This is a genomic window from Dietzia cinnamea NBRC 102147 (assembly GCF_001571065.1).
GTDB lineage: Bacteria > Actinomycetota > Actinomycetes > Mycobacteriales > Mycobacteriaceae > Dietzia > Dietzia cinnamea.
Window position 1 is genome coordinate 1 of the sequence record NZ_BCSW01000035.1, and the last position, 21328, is coordinate 21328.

19 protein-coding genes are annotated in these 21328 nt (G+C 72.5%); 3 read left to right on the forward strand and 16 right to left on the reverse strand.

The window, feature by feature from the left end; genetic code table 11:
• Positions 1–2 precede the first annotated feature (2 nt).
• From gatB to gatC, 5 genes are all read right to left on the reverse strand, one after another.
• Positions 3–1484, reverse strand: a complete 1482-nt coding sequence (gatB, locus tag DCI01S_RS11800; protein WP_007634005.1) for an Asp-tRNA(Asn)/Glu-tRNA(Gln) amidotransferase subunit GatB — start codon at positions 1482–1484, stop codon at positions 3–5.
• Between the two features lie 10 nt (positions 1485–1494).
• Positions 1495–2529: an ATP-dependent 6-phosphofructokinase gene (locus DCI01S_RS11805; protein ID WP_061229407.1), complete on the reverse strand. Its 1035-nt coding sequence runs from the start codon at positions 2527–2529 to the stop codon at positions 1495–1497.
• 92 nt (positions 2530–2621) lie between these two features.
• Positions 2622–4022 (reverse strand): DHA2 family efflux MFS transporter permease subunit, encoded by a 1401-nt coding sequence (locus tag DCI01S_RS11810; RefSeq protein WP_061229408.1) that lies wholly within the window; start codon positions 4020–4022, stop codon positions 2622–2624.
• The gene (gene gatA / locus DCI01S_RS11815) at positions 4019–5473 is read right to left on the reverse strand and encodes an Asp-tRNA(Asn)/Glu-tRNA(Gln) amidotransferase subunit GatA (protein WP_061229409.1); all 1455 of its coding nucleotides are present in this window, start codon (positions 5471–5473) and stop codon (positions 4019–4021) included. Before gatA ends, DCI01S_RS11810 begins: the two co-directional genes overlap by 4 nt.
• Positions 5470–5769, reverse strand: coding sequence for an Asp-tRNA(Asn)/Glu-tRNA(Gln) amidotransferase subunit GatC (gatC, locus tag DCI01S_RS11820; RefSeq protein ID WP_061229410.1), 300 nt, complete (start codon positions 5767–5769; stop codon positions 5470–5472). The genes gatA and gatC overlap by 4 nt, the downstream gene beginning before the upstream one ends.
• 77 nt (positions 5770–5846) lie before the next feature.
• Here gatC and DCI01S_RS11825 point away from each other — a divergent pair, with 77 nt between their 5' ends.
• Positions 5847–6500 (forward strand): ACT domain-containing protein, encoded by a 654-nt coding sequence (locus tag DCI01S_RS11825; RefSeq protein ID WP_043569170.1) that lies wholly within the window; start codon positions 5847–5849, stop codon positions 6498–6500.
• On the opposite strand, the gene DCI01S_RS11830 is transcribed toward DCI01S_RS11825, so the two are convergent.
• Positions 6466–6855: a hypothetical protein gene (locus DCI01S_RS11830; RefSeq protein WP_061229411.1), complete on the reverse strand. Its 390-nt coding sequence runs from the start codon at positions 6853–6855 to the stop codon at positions 6466–6468. The genes DCI01S_RS11825 and DCI01S_RS11830 overlap by 35 nt on opposite strands.
• The gene (gene ligA / locus DCI01S_RS11835; RefSeq protein ID WP_061229412.1) at positions 6852–9032 is read right to left on the reverse strand and encodes an NAD-dependent DNA ligase LigA; all 2181 of its coding nucleotides are present in this window, start codon (positions 9030–9032) and stop codon (positions 6852–6854) included. The genes DCI01S_RS11830 and ligA overlap by 4 nt, the downstream gene beginning before the upstream one ends.
• Positions 9033–9101: 69 nt before the next feature.
• Here ligA and DCI01S_RS11840 point away from each other — a divergent pair, with 69 nt between their 5' ends.
• Positions 9102–9797: an exonuclease domain-containing protein gene (locus DCI01S_RS11840; protein ID WP_061229413.1), complete on the forward strand. Its 696-nt coding sequence runs from the start codon at positions 9102–9104 to the stop codon at positions 9795–9797.
• A gap of 10 nt (positions 9798–9807) precedes the next feature.
• Here DCI01S_RS11840 and DCI01S_RS11845 read toward each other — a convergent pair whose 3' ends face one another.
• The 6 genes from DCI01S_RS11845 to DCI01S_RS11870 all read right to left on the reverse strand — a co-directional run bounded on the left by DCI01S_RS11845 (position 9808) and on the right by DCI01S_RS11870 (position 16859).
• On the reverse strand, positions 9808–10896 hold the full coding sequence (locus DCI01S_RS11845) for a uroporphyrinogen decarboxylase/cobalamine-independent methonine synthase family protein (RefSeq protein WP_244881718.1): 1089 nt from the start codon (positions 10894–10896) through the stop codon (positions 9808–9810).
• Positions 10893–12023, reverse strand: coding sequence for a tRNA 2-thiouridine(34) synthase MnmA (mnmA, locus tag DCI01S_RS11850; protein WP_061229414.1), 1131 nt, complete (start codon positions 12021–12023; stop codon positions 10893–10895). Before mnmA ends, DCI01S_RS11845 begins: the two co-directional genes overlap by 4 nt.
• The gene (locus DCI01S_RS11855; protein WP_061229415.1) at positions 12020–13216 is read right to left on the reverse strand and encodes a cysteine desulfurase family protein; all 1197 of its coding nucleotides are present in this window, start codon (positions 13214–13216) and stop codon (positions 12020–12022) included. Before DCI01S_RS11855 ends, mnmA begins: the two co-directional genes overlap by 4 nt.
• A gap of 93 nt (positions 13217–13309) precedes the next feature.
• On the reverse strand, positions 13310–14260 hold the full coding sequence (locus DCI01S_RS11860; RefSeq protein WP_061229416.1) for an electron transfer flavoprotein subunit alpha/FixB family protein: 951 nt from the start codon (positions 14258–14260) through the stop codon (positions 13310–13312).
• A gap of 52 nt (positions 14261–14312) precedes the next feature.
• Complete coding sequence (locus DCI01S_RS11865) at positions 14313–15098, reverse strand: electron transfer flavoprotein subunit beta/FixA family protein (protein ID WP_061229417.1); 786 nt, start codon at positions 15096–15098, stop codon at positions 14313–14315.
• 129 nt (positions 15099–15227) lie between these two features.
• Complete coding sequence (locus DCI01S_RS11870) at positions 15228–16859, reverse strand: AMP-binding protein (RefSeq protein WP_061229418.1); 1632 nt, start codon at positions 16857–16859, stop codon at positions 15228–15230.
• 206 nt (positions 16860–17065) lie between these two features.
• Here DCI01S_RS11870 and DCI01S_RS11875 point away from each other — a divergent pair, with 206 nt between their 5' ends.
• On the forward strand, positions 17066–18397 hold the full coding sequence (locus tag DCI01S_RS11875) for a BamB-related PQQ repeat family beta-propellar protein (RefSeq protein WP_061229419.1): 1332 nt from the start codon (positions 17066–17068) through the stop codon (positions 18395–18397).
• Here the strand turns inward: DCI01S_RS11875 and DCI01S_RS11880 are convergent.
• Genes DCI01S_RS11880 through DCI01S_RS11890 form a run of 3 tightly spaced genes read right to left on the reverse strand, consistent with a single transcriptional unit; the run spans position 18382 to position 21246 of the window.
• Positions 18382–19611 carry a THUMP-like domain-containing protein gene (locus DCI01S_RS11880; RefSeq protein WP_061229420.1) on the reverse strand — a complete coding sequence of 410 codons (1230 nt, stop codon included), beginning with the start codon at positions 19609–19611 and terminating at the stop codon, positions 18382–18384. The genes DCI01S_RS11875 and DCI01S_RS11880 overlap by 16 nt on opposite strands.
• A 10-nt stretch (positions 19612–19621) precedes the next feature.
• The gene (locus tag DCI01S_RS11885) at positions 19622–20398 is read right to left on the reverse strand and encodes an NUDIX hydrolase (protein ID WP_061229424.1); all 777 of its coding nucleotides are present in this window, start codon (positions 20396–20398) and stop codon (positions 19622–19624) included.
• Positions 20399–20403: 5 nt separating this feature from the next.
• Entirely contained in the window at positions 20404–21246 is an 843-nt protein-coding gene (locus tag DCI01S_RS11890; protein WP_061229421.1) for an ABC transporter ATP-binding protein, read from the reverse strand.
• Positions 21247–21328: the final 82 nt, after the last annotated feature.

The window sequence follows — 21328 nt, forward strand, 5'->3', positions numbered from 1 at the left end:
TCCTAGCTACAGGCGGCGATCACCAACTCCTTCACGCGAGCCGGATCCGCCTGGCCGCGGGTGGCCTTCATGACCGCACCGACGATCGCGCCTGCGGCCTGCACCTTGCCGGAGCGGATCTTGTCCGCGATGTCCGGCTGAGCGGCGAGCGCATCGTCGACGGCCTTCTGGAGCGCCGAGTCGTCGCGGACCACCTCGAGGCCCTTGTCCGCCACGATCTGATCGGGCTCGCCCTCACCGTCGAGGACCGCGTCGACGACCTGTCGGCCCAGCTTGTTGGTGAGCTTGCCTTCGGCGACCAGCTCGATGACCCGCGCCAACTGCGTCGGCGTGATGGCGAGGGCGTCCAGTTCGACGCCCCTCTTGTTGGCCTGCTGCGTCAGGTAGGACACCCACCACGACCGGGCCTCGGCGGGCGGCGCGCCGGCATCGACAGTGGCGAGGATGAGGTCCAGGGCGCCGGCGTTGACGAGATCGCGCATCTCCTCGTCCGACACGCCCCAGTCCGCCTGCACGCGCGCCCGACGCACCCACGGCAGTTCCGGCAGCGTCGCGCGGATCGACTCGATGAGCTCCTCCGTCGGCTCGACGGGCGCCAGATCCGGCTCGGGGAAGTAGCGGTAGTCCTCGGCCGACTCCTTCGGGCGACCGGCGGTCGTCGTGCCGTCCGACTCGTGGAAATGCCGGGTCTCCAGGACGACCTCGCCGCCCGACGTCAGTACGTCCGCCTGGCGGCACATCTCGTGGCGCACCGCGATCTCGACGCTGCGCAGGGAGTTGACGTTCTTGGTCTCGGTGCGGGTGCCGAACTCGGTGGCGCCCTTGGGCATCAGGGAGACGTTCGCGTCGCAGCGCATCGACCCCTGATCCATCCGGACGTCGGACACGTCGAGGCTCTTGAGAAGGTCACGCAGCGCCGACACGTAGGCGCGCGCGATCTCGGGGGCCCGCTCCCCCGCCCCGACGATCGGCTTGGACACGATCTCGATGAGCGGCACGCCCGCACGGTTGAAGTCCAGCAGCGAGTGCGTGGCGCCGTGGATGCGTCCGGTCGCCGAGCCCACATGCGTGGACTTCCCGGTGTCCTCCTCCATGTGGGCGCGCTCGATGTCCACGCGCCAGGTGGAGCCGTCCTCGAGCTGGACGTCGAGGTAACCATCGTGGGCGATCGGCTCGTCGTACTGCGAGATCTGGTAGTTCTTCGGCTGATCCGGGTAGAAGTAGTTCTTCCGCGCGAACCGGCTGTACGGCGCGATCGAGCAGTTCAGCGCGAGACCGATCTTGATGGCCCACTCCACCGCCTGCCGATTGGCGACCGGCAACGCGCCCGGCAGGCCGATGCACACCGGACACACCTGCGTGTTGGGCTCGGCCCCGAACGCGGTCGGACACCCGCAGAACATCTTGGTGTTGGTGTGCAGCTCGACGTGCACCTCCATACCCATGACGGGATCGAAACGTGACACGACCTCGGTGAACTCCATGCCGAACAATCTAGCCGAAGAGGCAGGCGGCCTCGCGGTAGCGGTCCTCCGGAACGGTCTTGAGCACCGACACGGCCTCCTCGACCGGCACCATCGCGATCGACTCCCCGCGCAACGCCACGATCTGGCCGAAATCCCCGCGGTGCACGGCGTGCGCCGCGTGCACCCCGAACCGCGTCGCCAGGTTGCGGTCGTAGGCGGTCGGCGTGCCACCCCGCTGGATGTGGCCCAGCACCGTGGTGCGGACGTCGCGGTTCATGCGTTCACGGATCGCCGTCGCCATCTGGTCGGCGACCCCGGTGAAGACCTCGTGTCCGAACTGGTCGGTGCCACCCTCGCGCAGGGTCATCCCGGAGCCCTCGACGGGCGTCGCGCCCTCGGCGACCACGCAGATGCCGTAGGCCTCCCCCATCTGGAAGCGACGCTTCATCACCTTGCACACGTAGTCGATGTCGAACGGGACCTCGGGGATCACGATCATGTGAGCCCCCGAGGCGAGTCCGGCGTGCAGAGCTATCCACCCGGCGTGGCGGCCCATCACCTCGACCAGCATGACCCGCTCGTGGGACTCGGCTGTCGTGTGCAGACGGTCGATGGCGTCCGAGGCGATCGATACGGCCGTGTCGAAGCCGAAGGTGTAGTCCGTGCCGCCGACGTCATTGTCGATGGTCTTCGGCACGCCCACGACCGGGATTCCGTTCTCGGTGAGCCACCGGGCGGCCTTGAGCGTCCCGTCGCCGCCGATCGCCACCAGGGCGTCCAGGGCGTGCCTCTCGAGCGTCCGACGGATCTCCGGGAGGCTGGCCGTCAGAACGTCCGGGTTGAGTCGGCCGGTCCCGAGGATCGTGCCACCGCGGAGCAGGATCCGGTCGATGCCCTCGTCGTCGAACAATGGGACCGCACGGTCCTCCACCAGGCCGGACCACCCGTCCTGGAAGCCCAGGACCGGCGAGTCGTACTCGGAGTTGGCGGTGCGGACCAGGGCGCGGATCACCGCGTTGAGGCCCGGGCAGTCGCCGCCGGCGGTGAGGACACCTATACGCACGTCGAGCTCCTCTCGGTTCCCCCGCAGTCTAGGGGCGCACGGCCTCCCGCCGCGCGGGTCACCTCGCCGCGCCGGTCACCTCGCCGAGCGGGTCACCTCGCCGGGCTGGTCGACGGCTCCGCGGGCGACCGATCGCCCGTCTTGAACGCCATCGTGGCGAGGCCGCCGAGAAGGACGACCACCGCGGGGAGGAACATCGAGTCAGCGACCGCCTGTCCGATGTCCCCGTGCGCGACCTGGCGGGCCTGCATGAGCGCGCCGATCGCGGCGGAACCCAGCACTGCGCCGACCTGACGAGTGGTGTTGTACACACCCGACCCGGCTCCCGCGGAGGCCAGCTCGAGGCGGCGCATGGCGGTGGAAGACGTAGGCGCCCACACACACCCGTTGGCCACCCCCATCAGAGCGATCGGGCCGAGCAGGACGAGCACCGGCGTCTGCGAGTCCATCACCAGCGCCAGCCAGAACAGGGAGATCGCGAAGGAGAAGTACCCGACGCCCGTGAAGATCCGCGGGTCCAGGCGGTCGGCCCACCGGCCCACGGCCGGCGCGAGGACACCGGCGACCAGGGCCATCGGCAGCAGCATGAGCCCGGCCCGTGTCGGGGTCAGCTCCTTGACCCCCTGGAGGTAGAACATGAGCGGCACCATGGTCCCCGCGGTGACGAACCCGATCGTCGACACGCCGAACGTGCCGATCGAGAAGTTGCGGTCGCGGAACAACCGTAGAGGCACCAGTGGCTCGGTACGCACGCGCGACTGCCACCACACGAACAGGGCGAGCCCCACGACGCCGGCCACGATCAGCGCCGCGGTCGTTCCGCCCCAGCCGTGCGACTCGCCCTGCTGGATGCCGAACACCAGCAGGAACATGCCGATCGCCGACAGCACGATTCCGGGCACGTCGTAAGAGCGCGTGCGCGTCTCCAGTACCGGCACCCACAGCCACACCAGCACCACGGCGAGCACGCCGAACGGGATGTTGACGAAGAAGATCCACCGCCAGTCGAAGGCGTCGATCAGCACGCCGCCGAACACCGGGCCGACCACCGAGGCGATCCCGGCCACGGCGCCCCACGTGCCCATGGCCGCACCGCGGCGCTCGGGCGCGAAGACGCGCGTGATCACGCTCAGCGACTGCGGCGTCAGGAGCGCGGCACCGACGCCCTGGAACACCCGGGCGACGATGAGCATCTCGACGTTCGGGGCGAGGCCGCACCACAGCGAGGCCCCGGTGAACACCACCAGGCCGGCGATCGCGACCGTGCGCGGCCCGATCTGGTCCCCGAGCCGCCCGGTGAACAGCAGCGGGACCACGTACGCCAGCAGGTAGGCGCTCGTCACCCAGATCACCTGGTTGGTGCTGGCACCGAGCTGGGTGACGAACGCGTCGGTGGCCACGGCGACGATCGTCTGGTCCACCAGGATCATGAAAAACCCGATGACCAGGGCCGCGAGGGCCTTCCAGGCGTCCCGCTCGGGGACCGTGGTCACGCTATCGCGCCTCTCGCGGCCTCGTACGCGGCGCCCACCCGGTAGAGGCGGTCGTCGGCGAGCGCCGGCGCCATGATCTGCAGGCCCGCGGGCAGACCGTCGACCAGACCGGACGGCACGGACATGCCACAGTGCCCGGCGAGGTTGAGCGGCAGCGTGCACAGGTCGAACTGGTACATCGCGACCGGGTCCTCGACCTTGTCCCCCAGCGGGAACGCGGTCGTCGGCGTGGTGGGCGAGACGAGGACGTCCACCTTCTCGTAGGCGGCGTCGAAGTCGCGCGCGATGAGCGTGCGCACCTTCTGCGCCTGGCCGTAGAAGGCGTCGTAGTAGCCGGCGGACAGCGCGTAGGTGCCCAGCATGATGCGGCGCTTGACCTCCGGCCCGAAGCCGGCCTCGCGACTCGCGGCCATGACCTGGTCGGCCGAGCCCTCGCCGGTCCGCAGGCCGTAGCGCATCGCGTCGAAGCGCGCGAGGTTGCTGGAGACCTCGGACGGGAGGATGAGGTAGTAGGCGGGCAGGGCGTAGCGGAAGTTGGGGCAGGAGACCTCGGCGATCTCGGCGCCCAGCTCTCGCAGGGTGTCGACCGCGGCGCGGAATGACGCCTCGACGCCGGGCTGGTAGCCCTCCCCCGAGAACTCCGAGACCACGCCGACGCGCAGCCCGGTCAGGTCGCCCTTCGCGCCCTCGCGGGCGGCCGCGACGACATCCGGGATCGCCACATCGAGGCTCGTGGAGTCGCGCGGGTCGTGCCCGGCGATCACCTGGTGCAGCAGGGCGGTGTCCTCGACGGTGCGGCCACACGGCCCACCCTGGTCGAGCGAGGAGGCGCAGGCCACCAGGCCGTAGCGCGAGACGGTGCCGTACGTGGGCTTGACGCCGACCGTCGCGGTGAGCGCGGCGGGCTGGCGGATCGACCCACCGGTGTCGGTGCCGATGGCGAGCGGGGCCTGGTGGGACGCGAGCGCCGCGGCCGAACCGCCGCCCGAGCCGCCCGGCGTACGGCTGGGGTCCCAGGGGTTGCGGGTCGGCCCGTACGCGGAGTTCTCGGTGGAGGATCCCATGGCGAACTCGTCCATGTTGGTCTTGCCGAGGATCGGGATACCCGCCTCCCGCAGCCGGCCCGTCACGGTCGCGTCATACGGCGAGCGGTACCCCTCGAGCATGCGCGAGCCGCACGTGGTGGGCGCGTCGGTGGTGGTGAACACGTCCTTCAGGGCGATGGGCACGCCGGCCAGCGGGCCGAGCGCCTCACCGGCGGCCAGGCGGGAGTCGACGTCCCGGGCCGCCGCGAGGGCCTCGTCGGCGCCCACGTGCAGGAAGGCGTTGATCTCGCCGTCGACCTCGTCGATCCGGTCCAGGTGCGCACGGGTGACCTCCTCCGAGGACACCTCCCGCGCGGCGATCCGGCCCGCCAGCTCGGCGGCGGTGGCGGTGGTGAGCTCGGTCATGCGTCCTCTCCCAGGATCTGCGGGACCTCGAAGCGCTGCTCGTCGGAGGCCGGGGCCTGGTCGAGCGCCTGTTCCGGGGTCAGACCCGGGGCGACCACGTCGTCCCGGTACACGTTGGTGATCGCGGTGGGGTGGCTCATCGCCGGGACGTCGTCCGCGGCGACCTCGGAGACGGCCTGCACGTGGTCGAGGATGTCGGTGAGCTGCTGTGCGAACGAATCCAGCTCGGCGTCGCTCAGTTCCAGGCGGGAGAGCCTGGCCAGATGCGCGACGTCCCCGCGTGAGATCGAGGTCACGTGCCTGCCCCTTTCCGTGGCGTGGTCGGTACCGGCCCAGCCTAGTCAGGCCGCGGGGGTGCGGCACAATGGGCGTCATGTCTTATCTCCTCCGCGTCATGTTGCCCGACCGACCGGGCAGCCTCGGCTCCCTCGCGGTGGCCCTGGGAACCGTTGACGCGGACATCGTCAGCCTCGACGTCGTGGACCGTTTCGACGGTGTCGCGGTCGACGACATCGTCGTGGACGTCCCCCACGGCACCTTCCCCGACACCCTCATCACGGCCGCCGAGCGGCTCGACGGCGTGGTCGTGGACTCCCTGCGTCCGTTCGGCGGGATCCTCGACGCCCATCGCGAGCTCGAGCTGATCGACGCGGTCGCCGGGGCGGGCGCCGGGGCCGCGCAGATGCTCGCCGACGAGATCCCCGCCGCGCTGCGCGTCGGCTGGGCGCTGGTGCTGGAGGTGACCGGCGACGCGACGTGTCGGCTGGTGGCGCGCGGGGAGTCCGCGCCGATGTGGGAGGGGGGCGAGGTCCCCGTCGTCTGCGGCCTGGCTCGCGTCACCGCACTGGATGACGACGACGAGGTCCCGGCCGAATGGACGGCGATGGACACCGCGCTGGCGGCGGCGCCCCTGAACGCCGGGCACGTCCTGGTGGTCGGTCGGCCCGGCGGCCCGTCGTTCCGGCCGTCGGAGATCGCCCGTCTCGGCTACCTCACGGGGATTCTGCGCTCGCTGCACGCCGGCTGAGGCGCGTCGTCACCGCGATCGCGGCAGAGACGAGGGCGACCGCCGGGAGGATCCACGCGAGGTCGGTCATGAGCTTGATCTGCCGGAACTGCTCGTTCGACAGGAACTGCAGCCCCTCCTCACACGAGTAGAGACAGGCGATCGGGTTCGACATCCCGGCGCCCCAGAGACCCAGCAGGCCGACGAACGCTCCGGCTGCCACCCCTGCGACGGCGGCCGCCAGCGTTCCGACGACGTCCACCGGTCCCCCACCCGGCCGGCCGAGGCGGGAGGCCACCAGCGCGAGTGCGAACCCGACGACCCCTCCGAAGACCAGCGGCCAGGGGAACTGGACGAGGGGCGTCCCTATCGTCACCGGTCGACGTCCTCAGTGTCCGGATCCGCGGTTCCCGCCGGGGCGGGCCCGTTCTCCATGAGCTCGACGAAGCCCGCCTCGTCGAGGATGGTCAGACCCAGCTCCTCGGCCTTCGCCGCCTTCGAGCCCGGGTTGTCGCCCACCACCACGTAATCGGTCTTCTTGGACACCGACCCCGAGGCCTTTCCGCCGCGGGCGATGATGGCCTCCTTGATGCCGTCGCGGGTGAAGCCCTCGAGGGAGCCCGTGGCGACGATCGTCAGCCCCTCGAGCGTGCGCGGGATCGACTCGTCCCGCTCGTCGGCCATCGAGACGCCGGCCGCCGCCCACCGGTCGACGATCTCGCGATGCCAGTCGACGCCGAACCACTCCACCACCGACGCGGCGATCGTCTGACCCACGCCGTCGGTCTCGGCCAGCTCCTCCTCGGATGCCGCGCGGATGGCCTCCATCGTCCCGAACCTGGTCGCGAGGGCCCGCGCCGCCGTGGGGCCGACATGTCGGATCGACAGGGCGACGAGGACCCGCCACAGCGGCCGGTCCTTCGCGGTGGCGAGGTTGGCCAGCAGCTTGCGTCCGTTCTCGGTGAGCACGACCTGCTCGGGCTCGGCCCCCTCCTCGATCTGCTTCCGCGTCGCCTTCTCAATACGGGTGTAGAGGTGCGTGAGGAGGAGGTCGGCCTCGGTGAGATCGAAGAGCCCGGCCTCGTTCTCGAGCACCCCACTGGCGAGGAGGTCGGACGCGCCCTCATATCCGAGTGCCTCGATGTCCAGCGCGTTGCGGGAGGCGAGGTAGAACAGCCGCTCGCGCAACTGGGCGGGGCACGACCGCTGGTTGGGGCATCGCCAGTCGGCGTCGCCCTCACGGGCGGGGGCCAGGACGGTGTCGCATTCGGGGCAGCGCTCGGGGAAGACGAACTCTCGCTCCGTCCCGTCGCGGCGCTCGACCACGGGGCCGAGGACCTCGGGGATCACGTCGCCGGCCTTGCGGATCACCACCGTGTCGCCGATGAGCACACCCTTGCGGATCACCTCGGTCTGGTTGTGGAGCGTCGCGAGCGAGACCGTCGACCCGGCGACGAGGACCGGCTCCATGTAGGCGAACGGGGTCACGCGCCCGGTCCGGCCGACGGAGACCCGGATGTCGAGGAGCTCGGTCATGACCTCCTCGGGCGGGTACTTGTAGGCGATCGCCCACCGCGGGGCCCGGGAGGTCTGGCCGAGGCGACGCTGGACGGCGCGGTCGTCGATCTTCACGACGAGTCCGTCGATCTCGTGCTCGGGGTCGCTGCGGTGCTCACCCCAGTACCGCATCCGCTCGACCACCTCCTCGACCCCGGTCGCGGGCGCGGTGTGCGGTGAGACCGGCAGGCCCCAGTCCGCCAGGGCGAGGTAGACGTCGTGGAGACTCTCGAACGTCGCCCCCTCCACCGCCCCGAGCCCGTGGCAGTACATGCCGAGACGACGTTGGGCGGTGATGGCGGGGTTCTTCTGCCGCAGCGACCCGGCGGCGCTGTTGCGGGGGTTGGCGAACGGCGCCTTGCCCTCGGCCACCAGCCGGGCGTTGAGCTCGGCGAAGTCCTCGAGGCGGAAGAAGACCTCCCCGCGGACCTCCAGAAGCGAAGGCACCGGCCGGTCCGGCGTCGGGGTGAGGGTGACCGGGATGTCCTCGATCGTGCGGGCGTTGAGGGTGACGTCCTCACCGGTCCGCCCGTCGCCGCGGGTGGCCGCGCTGACCAGCTTCCCGTCGCGGTAGACCAGATCCAGGGCCACGCCGTCGATCTTCACCTCGCACAGGAACGGCAGCCGGTCCTCGGGCACACCGGCCTGCTCGACCGCGGAGGCGACCCAGTCGCGCAGCTCCTCCTCGGAGAAGACGTTGTCGAGACTGGTCATCCGCTCCAGGTGCTCGACCGGGGCGAAGTCGGTGGAGAACCCACCGCCGACCAACTGCGTGGGCGAGTCGGCGGTACGCAGTGCCGGGTACTTCTCCTCGAGCGCCTGCAGTTCCCCGAAGAGCCGGTCGAACTCGGCGTCGGAGACGATCGGCGCGTCCTTGACGTAGTAGCGGAACTGATGGTCGCGGACGGTCTCCGCGAGCTCGGTCCACTCCTGCCGGATCTCCGGCGGGATGTCCCCGGTGCCGACGGGCTCGGTGCTGTCGCTCGCTTGGCTCACAGTGACAGGTTATGTCGCACGCGGCCGCGACGCCTCCGCGGTGTCGGAGCGCTGGCCTACGGTGAGCCCATGACCAACGACATCACGCTCCCCGTCACCATCGACCGGAACCGCCTGCTGGCCTTCGACCTCGAGACGACCGGTCCCGACCCGCGCACGGCCCACGTCGTGACCTCGGCCCTCATCGAGATCGACGGGCCGCACAAGAGGGAACGGAACTGGCTGGCCGATCCCGGTATCGAGATCCCCGAGGGGGCGACGGATGTCCACGGCATCACCACCGCCCACGCGAGGGAACACGGTAGGCCCCACGCGGAGGTCATCGCGGAGACCGTGGAGGCCATCCGGCAGGGATGGCGCGACGGCCGCACGCTCGTGGTGTTCAACGCGTGCTACGACCTGACGATCCTGCGCCGGTGGCACCCGACCTTCGAGGTGGCCGGCCCGGTCATCGATCCGTATGTCGTCGACCGTGCCGTCGATCCCTTCCGCAAGGGCAAGCGCACGTTGGAGGCGCTGTGCGGTCAGCACGGGGTGCGCCTCGACGCCGCGCACGAGGCGGCCGCGGACGCGCTCGCGGCCGCGCGCCTGGCGTGGAAGATGCTGGGGACGCAACAGGAGTTGTCCGGCTGTGACTGGCGCGAGTCCAACGCCCAGCAGGCCCGGTGGCACGAGGCCCGCCAGCGGGACTTCGCCGCCTACCTCGAACGCTGCGGGAAGGACGCGTCCGACGTCAACACCCTGTGGCCGATGGCGACCGTGTAGGCCCGGTCGGTCACTCGGCCATGCGGGGAGCGGTGTCCGCGACGAGTCTGACTCCGCGGAGTGCCGCGGCGGCCCCGGAGGCCGCGACGACCTCGTCAGCCGTCGGAGTGAGCACGGTCAAGGGCAGGCCCGACTGGGGTGGCGCCCCGAGCCGGTCGAGCAGTGCCAACAACTCCGCTGCGGGCCGTTCGGCCTCGGCGGGGGTCAGCGGCGGTCCGCCGGCACCGGGCAGACCCTCCAACTGGAGGGTGCGGCCATCCCCCAGCAGGGTGCCGGCGGCGTCCAGGGCGGCGTGTGACCGCGCGGAGTACAGCGGTGAGGCGGCTAGGCACGCGCCGTCGAGAGGCGTCTCGCCCCGGGGCGGCTCGGAGATGACGGACCAGACCGGCGGAGCGCCGGGATCCGATGTCACGGGGACACGCACCATGACCTCGGCGGCGCCGGCGCGGCGCAGGGCGTCCCCGAAGCGGCACAGCGACAGGGCGAGCTGGTCCGCGGGGACGGCCGCGATCGGGTCGAGACGGCTGGGTGACTGCACCGTCCCGGCGGCCACCTTCCAGAGCAGTGGCTCGTCGAGCAGGACGCGGGCGCCCGCGCGCAGTCGGCCCGCGAGCCGCGCGGCGAGGGCTCCCGCGCCCTCGCCGAGGGAGGCCGCCAGGTCGCGTCGGGCACCGCGGTCGGACAGGACCGGCATCCCGCCGGGCAGTTCCACCTGCGCCGCGAGCGACCACGGGCCCACGATCCGCACCTGGAGCCGACGACGGCCGGGCTCGGGGACCTCCTCGGGGTCCCTCGCCAGCTCGTCGGCCTCCTCGAGGGCGTCGCCGTCCCGGTCGAGGTGGTCTGCGGCCCGCCGGGCGAGACGGCCCGGCGAATCCGCGAGTCGCCACCCGCGCGGGGTGACGTCCGTGGGCAGGTCGGCGAGCGTCGCGAGGGTGCGGCCGATCGCGTCCGCGCCCGGTCCCCGGTCCGGCAACTCCGGCAGGAACGGCAGGGAGTGGCACTCCCCCATCACGACGCGGGCCGCCTCACGGGGGTCGGTGCCGGGCATCGGGCCGGGCCCGGTGCTGGTCGGAGCGGGGCCCGCCTCCGGCGTCACACCGCCTCCGTCGCCGGGCGGGAGGCGGAGATTGTGCCGCTGCCCAGGACGCGGTCGCCGTCGGGCTCGGAGCGGTACATAACGGCGGCCTGCCCGGGCGCGACCCCGCGGACCGGCTCGTGCAGGGTGATCTCGAGAGTGGCGTCCGCTCCGTCCCCGATGCGCCGGACGTGGGCCGGGGTGGCCTCGCCGTGCGCGCGGATCTGGACGTGGCAGTCGGTCTCGCGGATGTCGTCGTCGACCAGCCAGTACGGCGAGGTGGCCGTCATGGCGACGGACAGCAGGTGAGCGGCACCGCCGACGGTGACCGTGCCGCTGTCGGCGTCGATCGCGGTGACGTACCGGGGGCGGCCGTCGGCCGCGGGTCCCTGCACGCCGAGCCCCTTGCGCTGGCCGATGGTGAACCCGTGGATCCCGTCGTGGCGGCCGAGCTCGTCACCGGTGTCGGCGTCGACGACCGCGCCGGGGCGCACCCCGATGCGGGCACCGAGGAACGCACGCGTGTCGCCGGACGGGATGAAGCAGATGTCGTGGCTGTCGGGCTTAGTGGCCACCGGCAGGCCCGCCGCCTCCGCCTCGGCGCGGACCTGCGACTTGAGCGAGGCTCCCAGCGGGAACATCGAGTGGGCGAGCTGCTCGGGGGTGAGCACGCCGAGGACGTAGGACTGGTCCTTGGCCGCGTCGACCGCTCGGCGCAGGACGGGTCGGCGGGAGCCGTCGGGGAGCTCCTCGGTCGACAGCCGCGCGTAGTGTCCGGTCGCGACGGCGTCGAACCCGAGCGCCATGCCGCGCTCGAGCAGCGCCTCGAACTTGATGCGCTCGTTGCAGCGCAGGCACGGGTTGGGCGTCTCCCCGCGGGCGTAGGACTCGACGAAGTCGTCGATGACGTCGGCCCGGAACCGCTCGGCGAAGTCCCAGACGTAGAAGGGGATCCCCAGCAGGTCGGCGACGCGGCGTGCGTCTCCGGCGTCCTCGCGCGAGCAGCAGCCCCGGGATCCGGTCCGCAGGGTCGCCGGATCGCTGCTGAGGGCCAGGTGCACGCCCACGACCTCGTGGCCGGCGGCAACGGCTCGGGCGGCGGCCACGGCGGAGTCCACTCCCCCGCTCATCGCGGCGAGCACTCTCATGATGCGCTCACCCCGGCGCGGGCCAGGCCGAGGCCCGCGACGCGGGCGCGGTCGGCGGCGGGGCCCAGGGCGGCGATCGCGGCGTCGATGTCGGCCTCCGTCGTCGTGTACCCCAGGCTGAGCCGCAGGCTGCTCCGGGCCGAGGCGTCGTCGGCGCCGAGGGCGAGCAGGACGTGACTGGGCTCGGCGACCCCGGCGGTGCACGCGGAGCCGGTCGAGCACTCGATCCCGGCGGCGTCCAACAGGAGGATGAGCGACTCCCCGGAGCATCCGGGGAAGGTGATGTTGGCGATCCCCGGGAGGCGCTCGCCGCCCCCGTTGGCGATAGCACCGGGGACCGCGGCGAGCACGCCGTCGATCAGCCGGTCCCGCAGCGCGGTCAGCCGCCGCGTCTCGGTCTCCATCTCGCGGACGGCCTCGTCGAGCGCCACGGCCATGGCGACGACACCGGGGACGTCCACCGACCCGGAGCGCAGATCGCGCTCCTGCCCGCCGCCGAAGCCGATCGGAACGCACTCGGCGCCCCGGTCGAGGATCAGGGCGCCCACCCCGAGCGGGCCTCCGAATTTGTGGGCGGACAGGCTCAGCGAGGTGACGCCGAGGGCGGCGAAGTCCACCGGCACGTGCCCCACGGCCTGGACGGCGTCGGTGTGGACCGCGGCGCCGACCGCGCGGGCGTGGCCGGCGACCGCCGCGACGTCGCCGAGGGTACCGATCTCGTTGTTGGCCAGCATCGTTGCGACGAGGGCGAGGCGGGGGCCGGCCTCCTCGGCGAGCTCGCGGACGGTGTCGGGAACGACGGCGCCGCGAGTGTCGACGGGCAGGAGCCGGATCTCCTTTTCTCCCCCGCGCCCGGTCGCCAGATGGGCTGCGGCGTCGAGCACGGAGTGGTGCTCGGTGGCGCCGACGGCGACGAGGTCGCCGTCGTGCGCGGCGGCCTGGCCGAGGATCGCGAGGTTGTCGGACTCGGTGCCGCCGGAGGTGAACACCACCTCCGAGGGGCGACACCCGAGGTGGTGGGCGAGCGACTCGCGGGCCTCCTCGACGCGTCGCCGCGCGCGGCGACCGGAGCCGTGGAGCGAGGAGGCGTTGCCGACCACCGAGGCCGCCTCGGCGTAGGCGGCGACGGCCGCCGGACGCATCGGGGTGGTCGCGGCGTGGTCCAGATAGTGCACGGGGCGCAAGGTGGGCATATCGCAGGCAAGGATACGCCCGGATGCGCCGGACCCCGGCACCGCAGGGGTGCCGGGGTCCGGGTCGCGTCCGTCAGACACGGTGTGCGGGGCTCACTTGCGGGCGTTGATGGCCTCGGTGAGCTGCGGGGCGACGTTGAACAGGTCGCCGACGATGCCGTAGTCCGCGATCTCGAAGATCGGGGCCTCCTCGTCCTTGTTCACCGCGACGATCGTCTTGGACGTCTGCATGCCGGCGCGGTGCTGGATGGCGCCGGAGATGCCCAGGGCGATGTACAGCTGCGGCGACACGGTCTTGCCGGTCTGGCCGACCTGGAACTGGCCCGGGTAGTAGCCCGAGTCGACGGCGGCGCGGGAGGCGCCGACCGCACCCTTGAGGGAGTCGGCGAGCGGCTCGACGACCTCCTCGAACTTCTCGGCCGAGCCGACACCGCGTCCACCGGAGACGACGACGGTCGCCTCGGTGAGCTCGGGGCGGTCGCCACCGACGATCGGGTTGCGCGAGATGATCTTCGCGGCGTTCTCGGGCTCGGGGACCTGGACCTCGACGACCTCACCCGCGCCCGCGGCCGGGGACGCCTCGACGGAGCCGGGACGGACCGTGTAGATCGGGGTGTCGCCGGAGACGGTGGCCTCGACGGTGTAGGCGCCACCGAAGATCGAGTGGACGGCGGAGCCGTCCTCGCGGATCTCGATGACGTCGGTGAGGACGCCCGAGCCGGTGCGCGCCGCGAGACGACCCGCGACCTCCTTGCCCTCGAAGGTGGCGGCCAGGACGATCGCGGCGGCGCCCTGCTCGGCGAGGCCGGCCAGGACGTCGACCTTGGGGGTGACGAGGTAGTTCTGCACCGCGTCGCCCTCGGCGACGTAGATCTTCTCCGCGCCGGCCTCCTTGAGGGCGTCGGTGAGCGCGGCGGCGGTGCCGGTCTCGCCGAACACGACGGCGGACGGCTCGCCGAGCGCGCGGGCGGCGGTCAGCAGCTCGTTGGTGACCTTCTTGAGTTCGCCGTCGACGTGCTCGACCGCGACGAGGACTTCAGCCATGGTGGGTTCTCCTTGAAAAAGACTGTGATGAGTCGGTCGGGGTGAGCTCGCGTCAGATGAGCTTCTGCGACACGAGGTACTTGGCGATGTCGTTGCCGCCCTCGCCCTCGTCGACGACCTTCTCACCGGCCGCACGCGGCGGCTTGGGGGCGGAGGAGGTCACGGTCGACGCGGCGTTGTCCTTGCCGACCTGGCCGGCCTCGACGTTCGCGTCGGCCAGGGTGAGGACCTCGACCGGCTTCTTCTTGGCGGCCATGATGCCCTTGAAGGACGGGAACCGCGGCTCGTTGATCTTCTCGCCGACCGACACGACGCACGGCAGGGAGGCCTCGACCTCGAAGATGCCCTCGTCGGTCTCGCGCTCGCCCCGGGCCACGCCGTCGGCGATCTCGAGGGTGCGCATGTGGGTGAGCTGGGGCAGGCCCAGGTACTCGGCGAGGATGGCCGGGACGGCACCCATGCGGCCGTCGGTGGCCTCGTTGCCGGCGATGACCAGCTCGGTGCCCTCGATGGTGCCCAGCACGTTGGCCAGGGCCCACGCGGTCTGGACGACGTCGGAACCGTGGAGGCCCTCGTCGTTGAGGTGGACCGCCTTGTCGGCACCCATCGACAGGGCCTTGCGGATGGCCTCGGTGGCGCGATCCGGTCCGGCGCACAGGACGGTGACCTCGCCGCCGTTGGCCTCCTTGATCTGGAGCGCCTGCTCGACGGCCTTCTCGTTGATCTCGTCCAGGACCGCGTCCGCGGCCTCGCGGTCCAGGGTGTAGTCCCCGTCCGAGAGCTTGCGCTCGGAATAGGTGTCGGGAACCTGCTTGATCAGTACGACGATGTTCGTCATGGGCCTGCGTCGACCTCCTGCGAGTCGGGGCGGGGTGCGCCCCCGTCATGACCGGGCGCACCGGATTGTGGTCCTACCTGACACAATAACGGCACCGGCACCACGGTGGCGGGGCCGGGTTCGCCCGCCTCAGTTGATCCGCTTCTCCCAGCCCGCCCACGCGGCGTCGCGCAGTTCGTTCTTGCGCACCTTGCCGGTGGACGTCCGGGGCAGCGCCTCGGTCAGCTCCACCGCGCCGGGGACCTTGTAGCGGGCGATCTTCGTGCGGCAGTGCTCGATCACGCCGGCCTCGTCGAGCTGCGACCCCGGCCGCACCACGACGTAGGCCTTGGGCCGCTCGCCCCACTTCTCGTCGGGCATGGACACCACGGCGCAGTCCACGACGTCGGGGTGGGAGACGATCGCCTGCTCGACCTCGATCGTGGAGATGTTCTCGCCGCCGGAGACCACCACGTCCTTGGCGCGGTCGAGCAGCTGCACGTATCCGTCGGGGTGCATCACGCCGAGGTCACCTGAGTGGAACCAGCCCCCGGCGAACGCGGCGGCGGTGGCCTCGGGGTCGTTGAAGTAGCCCTTCATGACGCCGTTGCCGGTCATCACGACCTCGCCCATCGTCACGCCGTCGGCGGGCACGTCGATCAGACGGGTCTCCCCGGGCGAGGTCCGCTCGACCACGCGCACGGTGTCGGCGTGGATCATCGCGACGCCCTGGCGGGACTTGAGGCCGGCACGCTCGTCGGGGTCGAGATCGGCCCAGCCGGGCTGCGGGGTGCACACGGTGAAGGGGCCGTAGGTCTCGGTGAGGCCGTACACCTGGGTGACGTCGATCCCTAGCTCCTCGAAGCGGCGCAGGATGGTCGGCGAGGGCGGCGCCCCGGCGGTGATCATGCGGATCCCCTCGATCGGCCGGGCGGCCGGGTCGTCCGCGATGGTGCTCAACACGGCGGGGGCACCGGCGAGGCGGTTGATCCCCTCGTCGTCGAACAGTCTCCAGATGTCCTCCCCGCGGACGGCGCGCAGACACACGTGGGTGCCCCGCGCACCGGTCAGCGCCCAGGTGGTGCACCAGCCGTTGCAGTGGAACATCGGCAGGGTCCACAGGTACCGCGAGTCGGCGTCGAGGTCCTGGGTGATGATCTCGCCGAGCGCGTTGAGGTAGGCGCCGCGGTGGGTGTACATGACGCCCTTGGGGCGACCGGTCGTGCCGGAGGTGTAGTTGACGGCGATGACGGAGTCCTCGTCGGCGACGGTCCACGGCACGGGCTGCGGCGAGGCGTTCGCGAGGCCCTCCTCGAGGGCCTCGGCACGCGGGCCGAAGCGGGACGCGTCGGGCTGCGTGCCGTCGGCGTCGGGCGCGACGAGGAGCAGCCGCAGCGCGTCGGGGACCTCGTCGCCCAGGCCGGCGAGCAGGTCGGCGTCGGCGATGAGCACCTCGATGCCGGCGTGGTCGACGATGTAGGCGATCTCGGCCGGGGCCAGACGGGTGTTGAGTGCGACCACGGCTCCGCCGGCCAGCGGGACGGCGAACTGGGCGAGCAGGGCCTCCGCGGAGTTGGGGGCGAGGACGCCGACGCGGTCGCCGCGCGCGACGCCGCGCATCTTCAGCAGCGAGGCAAGTCTGGTGGCCCGGTCGGCGAACTCGGCGTAGGTCTGGCGCCGCGGGCCGTCCACCACCGCGGTCGCGTCGGGTGAGACGCGCGCGGCCTTCTCCAGGAAGCTTAGCGGGGTCAGCGCGGTGTCGAGTCCGGAGTTCGCTGTCATCGGGGTGTCCGCCTTCCGTCGGGCCGGGGCCGGGGCTGGTGCCCTCGCGGGCAGGGTGAGTGTCGTCACGGTATCGGCGGAGCGCGCTCCGCGAGTAGCGGTTCCCCCGGGCGTACCCCTGGGTCGCCGGGCGCTCGGACTACGCTTACGCCCTGATCACTCTTTCGACGGGGGGACCTGTGGCACCGGCATCGTTACCGCGCACCGTGCGGTCCCTGGTCGTGGCCGGGCTCGCCCTGGGCGTGGTCTCGGGCTGCGCGTCGGACACGCCGAGCGGGGGCGCGCGCCTCGGCCAGGCCGCGAGCTGGTCGTCGGTGGCCGGTGGCCCGCCGAACTCGTCGCGGGCGCACGCCGGGGTGTCGGACTCCCCCGAGCTCTTCTGGTCGCGCACGCTGGGCGCCCCGGCGATCGGGGTGGCCTCCTCCGACGGGATCGGCACGTCGTTCCAGGCGACGGTCTCCGAGCGCGGCTGCAACCTCTTCGCCCTGACCGCCGACGACGGCCGCAAGCGGTGGTGCTCCCGTATGCCGACGGACGGCCCGCGCATCACGGCGACGGTCGACGGGCGCGGTTCGCTGTTCGTCCCGGCGTACGGCGGGGTCGCGGCGGTGGCCGCCGAGGGCGAGAACCGGTGGTTCGCCGCCACCCGCGGCGTGCCGACCACCGTGACGTTGATGGACAACCGCCACCTGTTGCTCGTCTCCCACCTCGGGGTCGCGCGTGTCGTCAACGCCCACACGGGTCTGGACGTCACCCCCGAGCTGCGTCTCACCGGTGACGTCGTGACGGACGATCCGGCCTACGGTCTGCCGTGGTGCGCCACCGGCGCGCGGGGGTGCCCGGTGCCGGCGGCCGCGGCCGTGGACACCGACGCGGCCACGGCGTACCTCACCGCGTGGACGCCGGGCGCGGCGGAGCCGGAGCTGGTCGCCGTGCGGTTGGTCGGTGACGACGCGCCCGCCCTGGAGGTCCTGTGGCGCGTCCCTCTGACCGAGGGCCGGCTGGGCGTGCCGGTGGTCCTGTCGGGTGACCGGGACGAGGTCTACGTGCACGCCGCGGACGGCGCCCTCGCCGCGTACCGGGCGGCCGACGGCGCCGAACTGTGGTCGGTGCCGGTCGGGTACCGCCCGGACGCCTCGCCGGCGTTGCTGCCCGACGGCACCCTCGTCACCGCGGGCCGCACGACGACCGTGTGGAGGGGTCCCGACGACGAGCACGACGACGACGCGGGCCCGGCGCCCGTGGTGGCCGTCCGCCCGGTCGACGGGACCGGCCGCGAGGTCTGGCGCCGGGACGATCTGCAGCAGCTCACCAACCCTGCCGCGACCCCGGACGGGCAGGTGATCGTGGCCGTGCGCGCGGGCGGTGGCGGCGGCGAGCCCGGCATCGCCGTACACGTGCTCGACGGCGGCGACGGGCGGACCGTCCACCGGCTCGAGGTGCCCGCGGCGTCGGGTCCCGTGTCGGGGCTCAGCGTCGATTCGGACGGTCGGATCGCGTTGACGACCGCGATGGGCGCGGTCTACATGTTCGGCTGATCCCCGGTGGCCCGGGTCCGGGGCCCGCACACGAACACCACGGCCGACGTGCCGATGCGGGTGACCACCAGCGCGAGCGGCCGCGACCCCGACAGCGACAGCGAGCGACGCAGCACGTCCGGGTCGGTGTCGACGCCGCGCACGAGGATCTCCAGCGACCCGCAGTCCCGCGCGCGCAGGGCGCGACGCAGCTGCTTGCGGTCCAGCCGACACCGCTCGAGCACCTCGAACCCGCTGTGGCCCGGAGGGATCCGCGGGCCGGTCAGGTGCGCGATCCGCGGGTCGAGCTGACGGAGCCCGTGCCTGCGGGCCCAGTGCCGCACGAGCCCCGCCCGGACGACCGCCCCGTCCGGGTCCACGATGAACCGCTCGGGTTCGGGGTGGGCGGCGACCTCGTCGTCGTCGCCGTCGGTCACCTCCTCCACGTGCACGGCGACACCGTCCGCGGTCAGGCGCGCCGGTCCCCACGGGCCCGGCGCCCCGGCGGCGGCGGTGCGCACGACCGTCGCGCGTCTCCGTACGCCCCCGGCCAGGCCCGACGACCACAGGCAGGCCTCGCGTACCGAGCCGTCGAGGGAGACCAGCTCGACCTCGCCCTCGTGGCCGAGGGCGGAGGTGTCGAGTCCGGGCGCGCACTTGATGACGTGGTCGCGGTCCGTGGCCACGGCGAGGAGGTCCGGCAGCGGTGGGCTGAGCTGCGCCGGGTCGTGGATGCGGCGTCCCCCGGCGCGGCGGGCGGGATCGGCCACCAGCACGGCGTCGCGGCTCGGCGGCGCGAGCGCGTCCGCCACACACACCAGCGCCCCGGGGACGTTGTGGGCGGCCATCCGCGCGCGCACCGGGTCGAGGTCCGAGCCGATCACGCGGCCGGCCGTGCGGACGAGCTCGGTGAGCTCGGCGCCGACCGAGCACGTCACGTCGTGGACGTCCCGGCCCGCCAGGCGTTCGGCGCGGAGGGCGGCGACGGGCCAGGCCGTGGCCTGCTGCACCGCCTCGTCGGTGAGAAGCATCGCCCCCGCCCCGCGGATCCGGCCGTGCGCGCGGGCACGGGCGGTGACGACGTCGATCGCCGCGGCCGCGTGCTCGGCGTCCGCGCGGCGCACGGTCGCCGTCGAGGACACGACGTGGGCCCGCGACCAGTCGAGCCCGGCGGCGAGCTCGATCAGGTCGCGGCCGGCGTCGGTGCGCAGGAAGTCGAGGTCCTCGGGGGTCACCGCCGCAAGGTTAGTTCCCGCCGGGCGCGATGGCCCGTTCGGTGGCCAGCACCTCGGCGACGTCCGCGGCTCCCGCGAGGTCGGACAGCACGTCGAGGGTCGGCCGGAGCATCCCCAGGTGGCCGAGGATGCCGGCCTGGGCCGCGTCGTCGGCGCGGATCCACTCGGCGGCCCGTGCTTCGCTCGTCCCGCCGTCCGGTTCCGTCCCCTCCGGCAGTGCGGCCACGAAGAACAGTGTGTCGTAGCGCCGCTGCGGACCGATAGGGGTCGTCCAGCGGTCCCACGGCCGCAGCAGGTGCGCGGACAGCACCAGGTCGTGGGCGGCCAGGAGCGAGTCGAGGTCCCCGTGCCCCGCGTCGAGCGCGCGCCGCTCGGCGACGCCGGGCGACGCCGGGGGCACGGCCGCGGGCGTGGTCGGGCGCGGGGTGGGTTCCGCCGGCTCGGCGAGCAGGACGCCGGTCTCCTCGAACAGCTCGCGCGCGACCCCTCGCACCGCCGCGGCGGCGCGGCCCTCGTCGATGCCGAACCGCTCGGCCCACCACCGCGGCGCGGGCCCCCGCCAGGACCGCGTGCCGTGGTAGTCGCGCGGCTCCACCCCGCCGCCGGGGAACACCGACATGCCCGCCGCGAACTGCATCGTCGACACGCGGTGCTGCAGGAACACCTCGACTCCCCCGCCGACCCGGGCGTCGCGGATCAGCGCGACCGTCGCCGCCTCACGGATCGGGACGGAGTCCGGCGCGTATCCCGCGTGGGTGTCCCCGCCGCCGCCATTCGCGCCCGCCACGCCGGTCACGCCCGTCGGTGCCGGCCCGATCGGCGGGCACGGCGGGCGAAGTAGCGGCCGTCGATCGCGTCGACCGTGATCGACTGCGCGAAGGCCCGGCTGAGGTTCCCGGAGGTGATCACGTCGTCGATGAGCCCCATGGCGGTCACTTCACCCTCCGCCAGCAGCATGGCGTGGGTGAATCCCGGGGGGATCTCCTCGACGTGGTGGGTCACCAGGACCGTCGCGGGGGCGTCCGGGTCCATGGCCATGTCCCCGAGCCGGGCGACGAGGTCCTCGCGGCCGCCGAGATCCAGCCCGGCGCCCGGCTCGTCGAGCAGTAGCAGTTCGGGGTCGGTCATCATGGCGCGCGCGATGAGCACGCGCTTGCGCTCGCCCTCCGAGAGTGTGCCCCACGTCCGGTCCGCGAGATGTTCGGCGCCGATCGACTCCAGGGTGTCGGCGGCGCGGTCGAAGTCCTGCTCGTCGTACCTCTCCCGCCAGCGGCCCAGGACCGAGTACCCGGCGGAGATGACGAGGTCGCTCACCACCTCGTCGCCGGGGATCCGGCCCGCGACGGCGACCGACGACAGGCCGACCCGGCTGCGCAGCTCGGTCACCTCCGTCCGACCGAGCTGCTCACCGAGGATGACGGCTGTGCCGGTGCTCGGGTACTCCAACGCCGAGGCGATCCTCAGGAGCGAGGTCTTACCCGCACCGTTGGGGCCGAGCACCACCCACCTCTCGTCGAGTTCGACCTGCCAGGTCAGTGGCCCCACGAGGGGCTTGCCGTCCCGCCGGAGCGAGACGTCACGCAGGTCGAGGACGAGGTCGGGGTCGATGTCGATGGCGGTGCTCACGACGCCCATCTAACCGGTTATCGCGGCCCCGGGTGCGGAGGAACACGACTCGCGCGGGTTAACCGGAGATGACGGCCCTGAAGGATCGGCC

Excerpts from the sequence above, each read along its gene's own strand:
- gatB (WP_007634005.1), bottom strand. The coding sequence starts at position 1,484 with ATGGAGTTCACCGAGGTCGTGTCACGTTTCGATCCCGTCATGGGTATG.
- gatA (WP_061229409.1), bottom strand. The coding sequence starts at position 5,473 with ATGACCGAGCTCACCACCGCCACCGCCGCCGAGCTGGCGGGCCGGATC.
- DCI01S_RS11825 (WP_043569170.1), top strand. The coding sequence starts at position 5,847 with ATGTCTTATCTCCTCCGCGTCATGTTGCCCGACCGACCGGGCAGCCTC.
- DCI01S_RS11840 (WP_061229413.1), top strand. The coding sequence starts at position 9,102 with ATGACCAACGACATCACGCTCCCCGTCACCATCGACCGGAACCGCCTG.
- mnmA (WP_061229414.1), bottom strand. The coding sequence starts at position 12,023 with ATGAGAGTGCTCGCCGCGATGAGCGGGGGAGTGGACTCCGCCGTGGCC.
- DCI01S_RS11855 (WP_061229415.1), bottom strand. The coding sequence starts at position 13,216 with ATGCCCACCTTGCGCCCCGTGCACTATCTGGACCACGCCGCGACCACC.
- DCI01S_RS11860 (WP_061229416.1), bottom strand. The coding sequence starts at position 14,260 with ATGGCTGAAGTCCTCGTCGCGGTCGAGCACGTCGACGGCGAACTCAAG.
- DCI01S_RS11865 (WP_061229417.1), bottom strand. The coding sequence starts at position 15,098 with ATGACGAACATCGTCGTACTGATCAAGCAGGTTCCCGACACCTATTCC.
- DCI01S_RS11870 (WP_061229418.1), bottom strand. The coding sequence starts at position 16,859 with ATGACAGCGAACTCCGGACTCGACACCGCGCTGACCCCGCTAAGCTTC.
- DCI01S_RS11890 (WP_061229421.1), bottom strand. The coding sequence starts at position 21,246 with ATGGGCGTCGTGAGCACCGCCATCGACATCGACCCCGACCTCGTCCTC.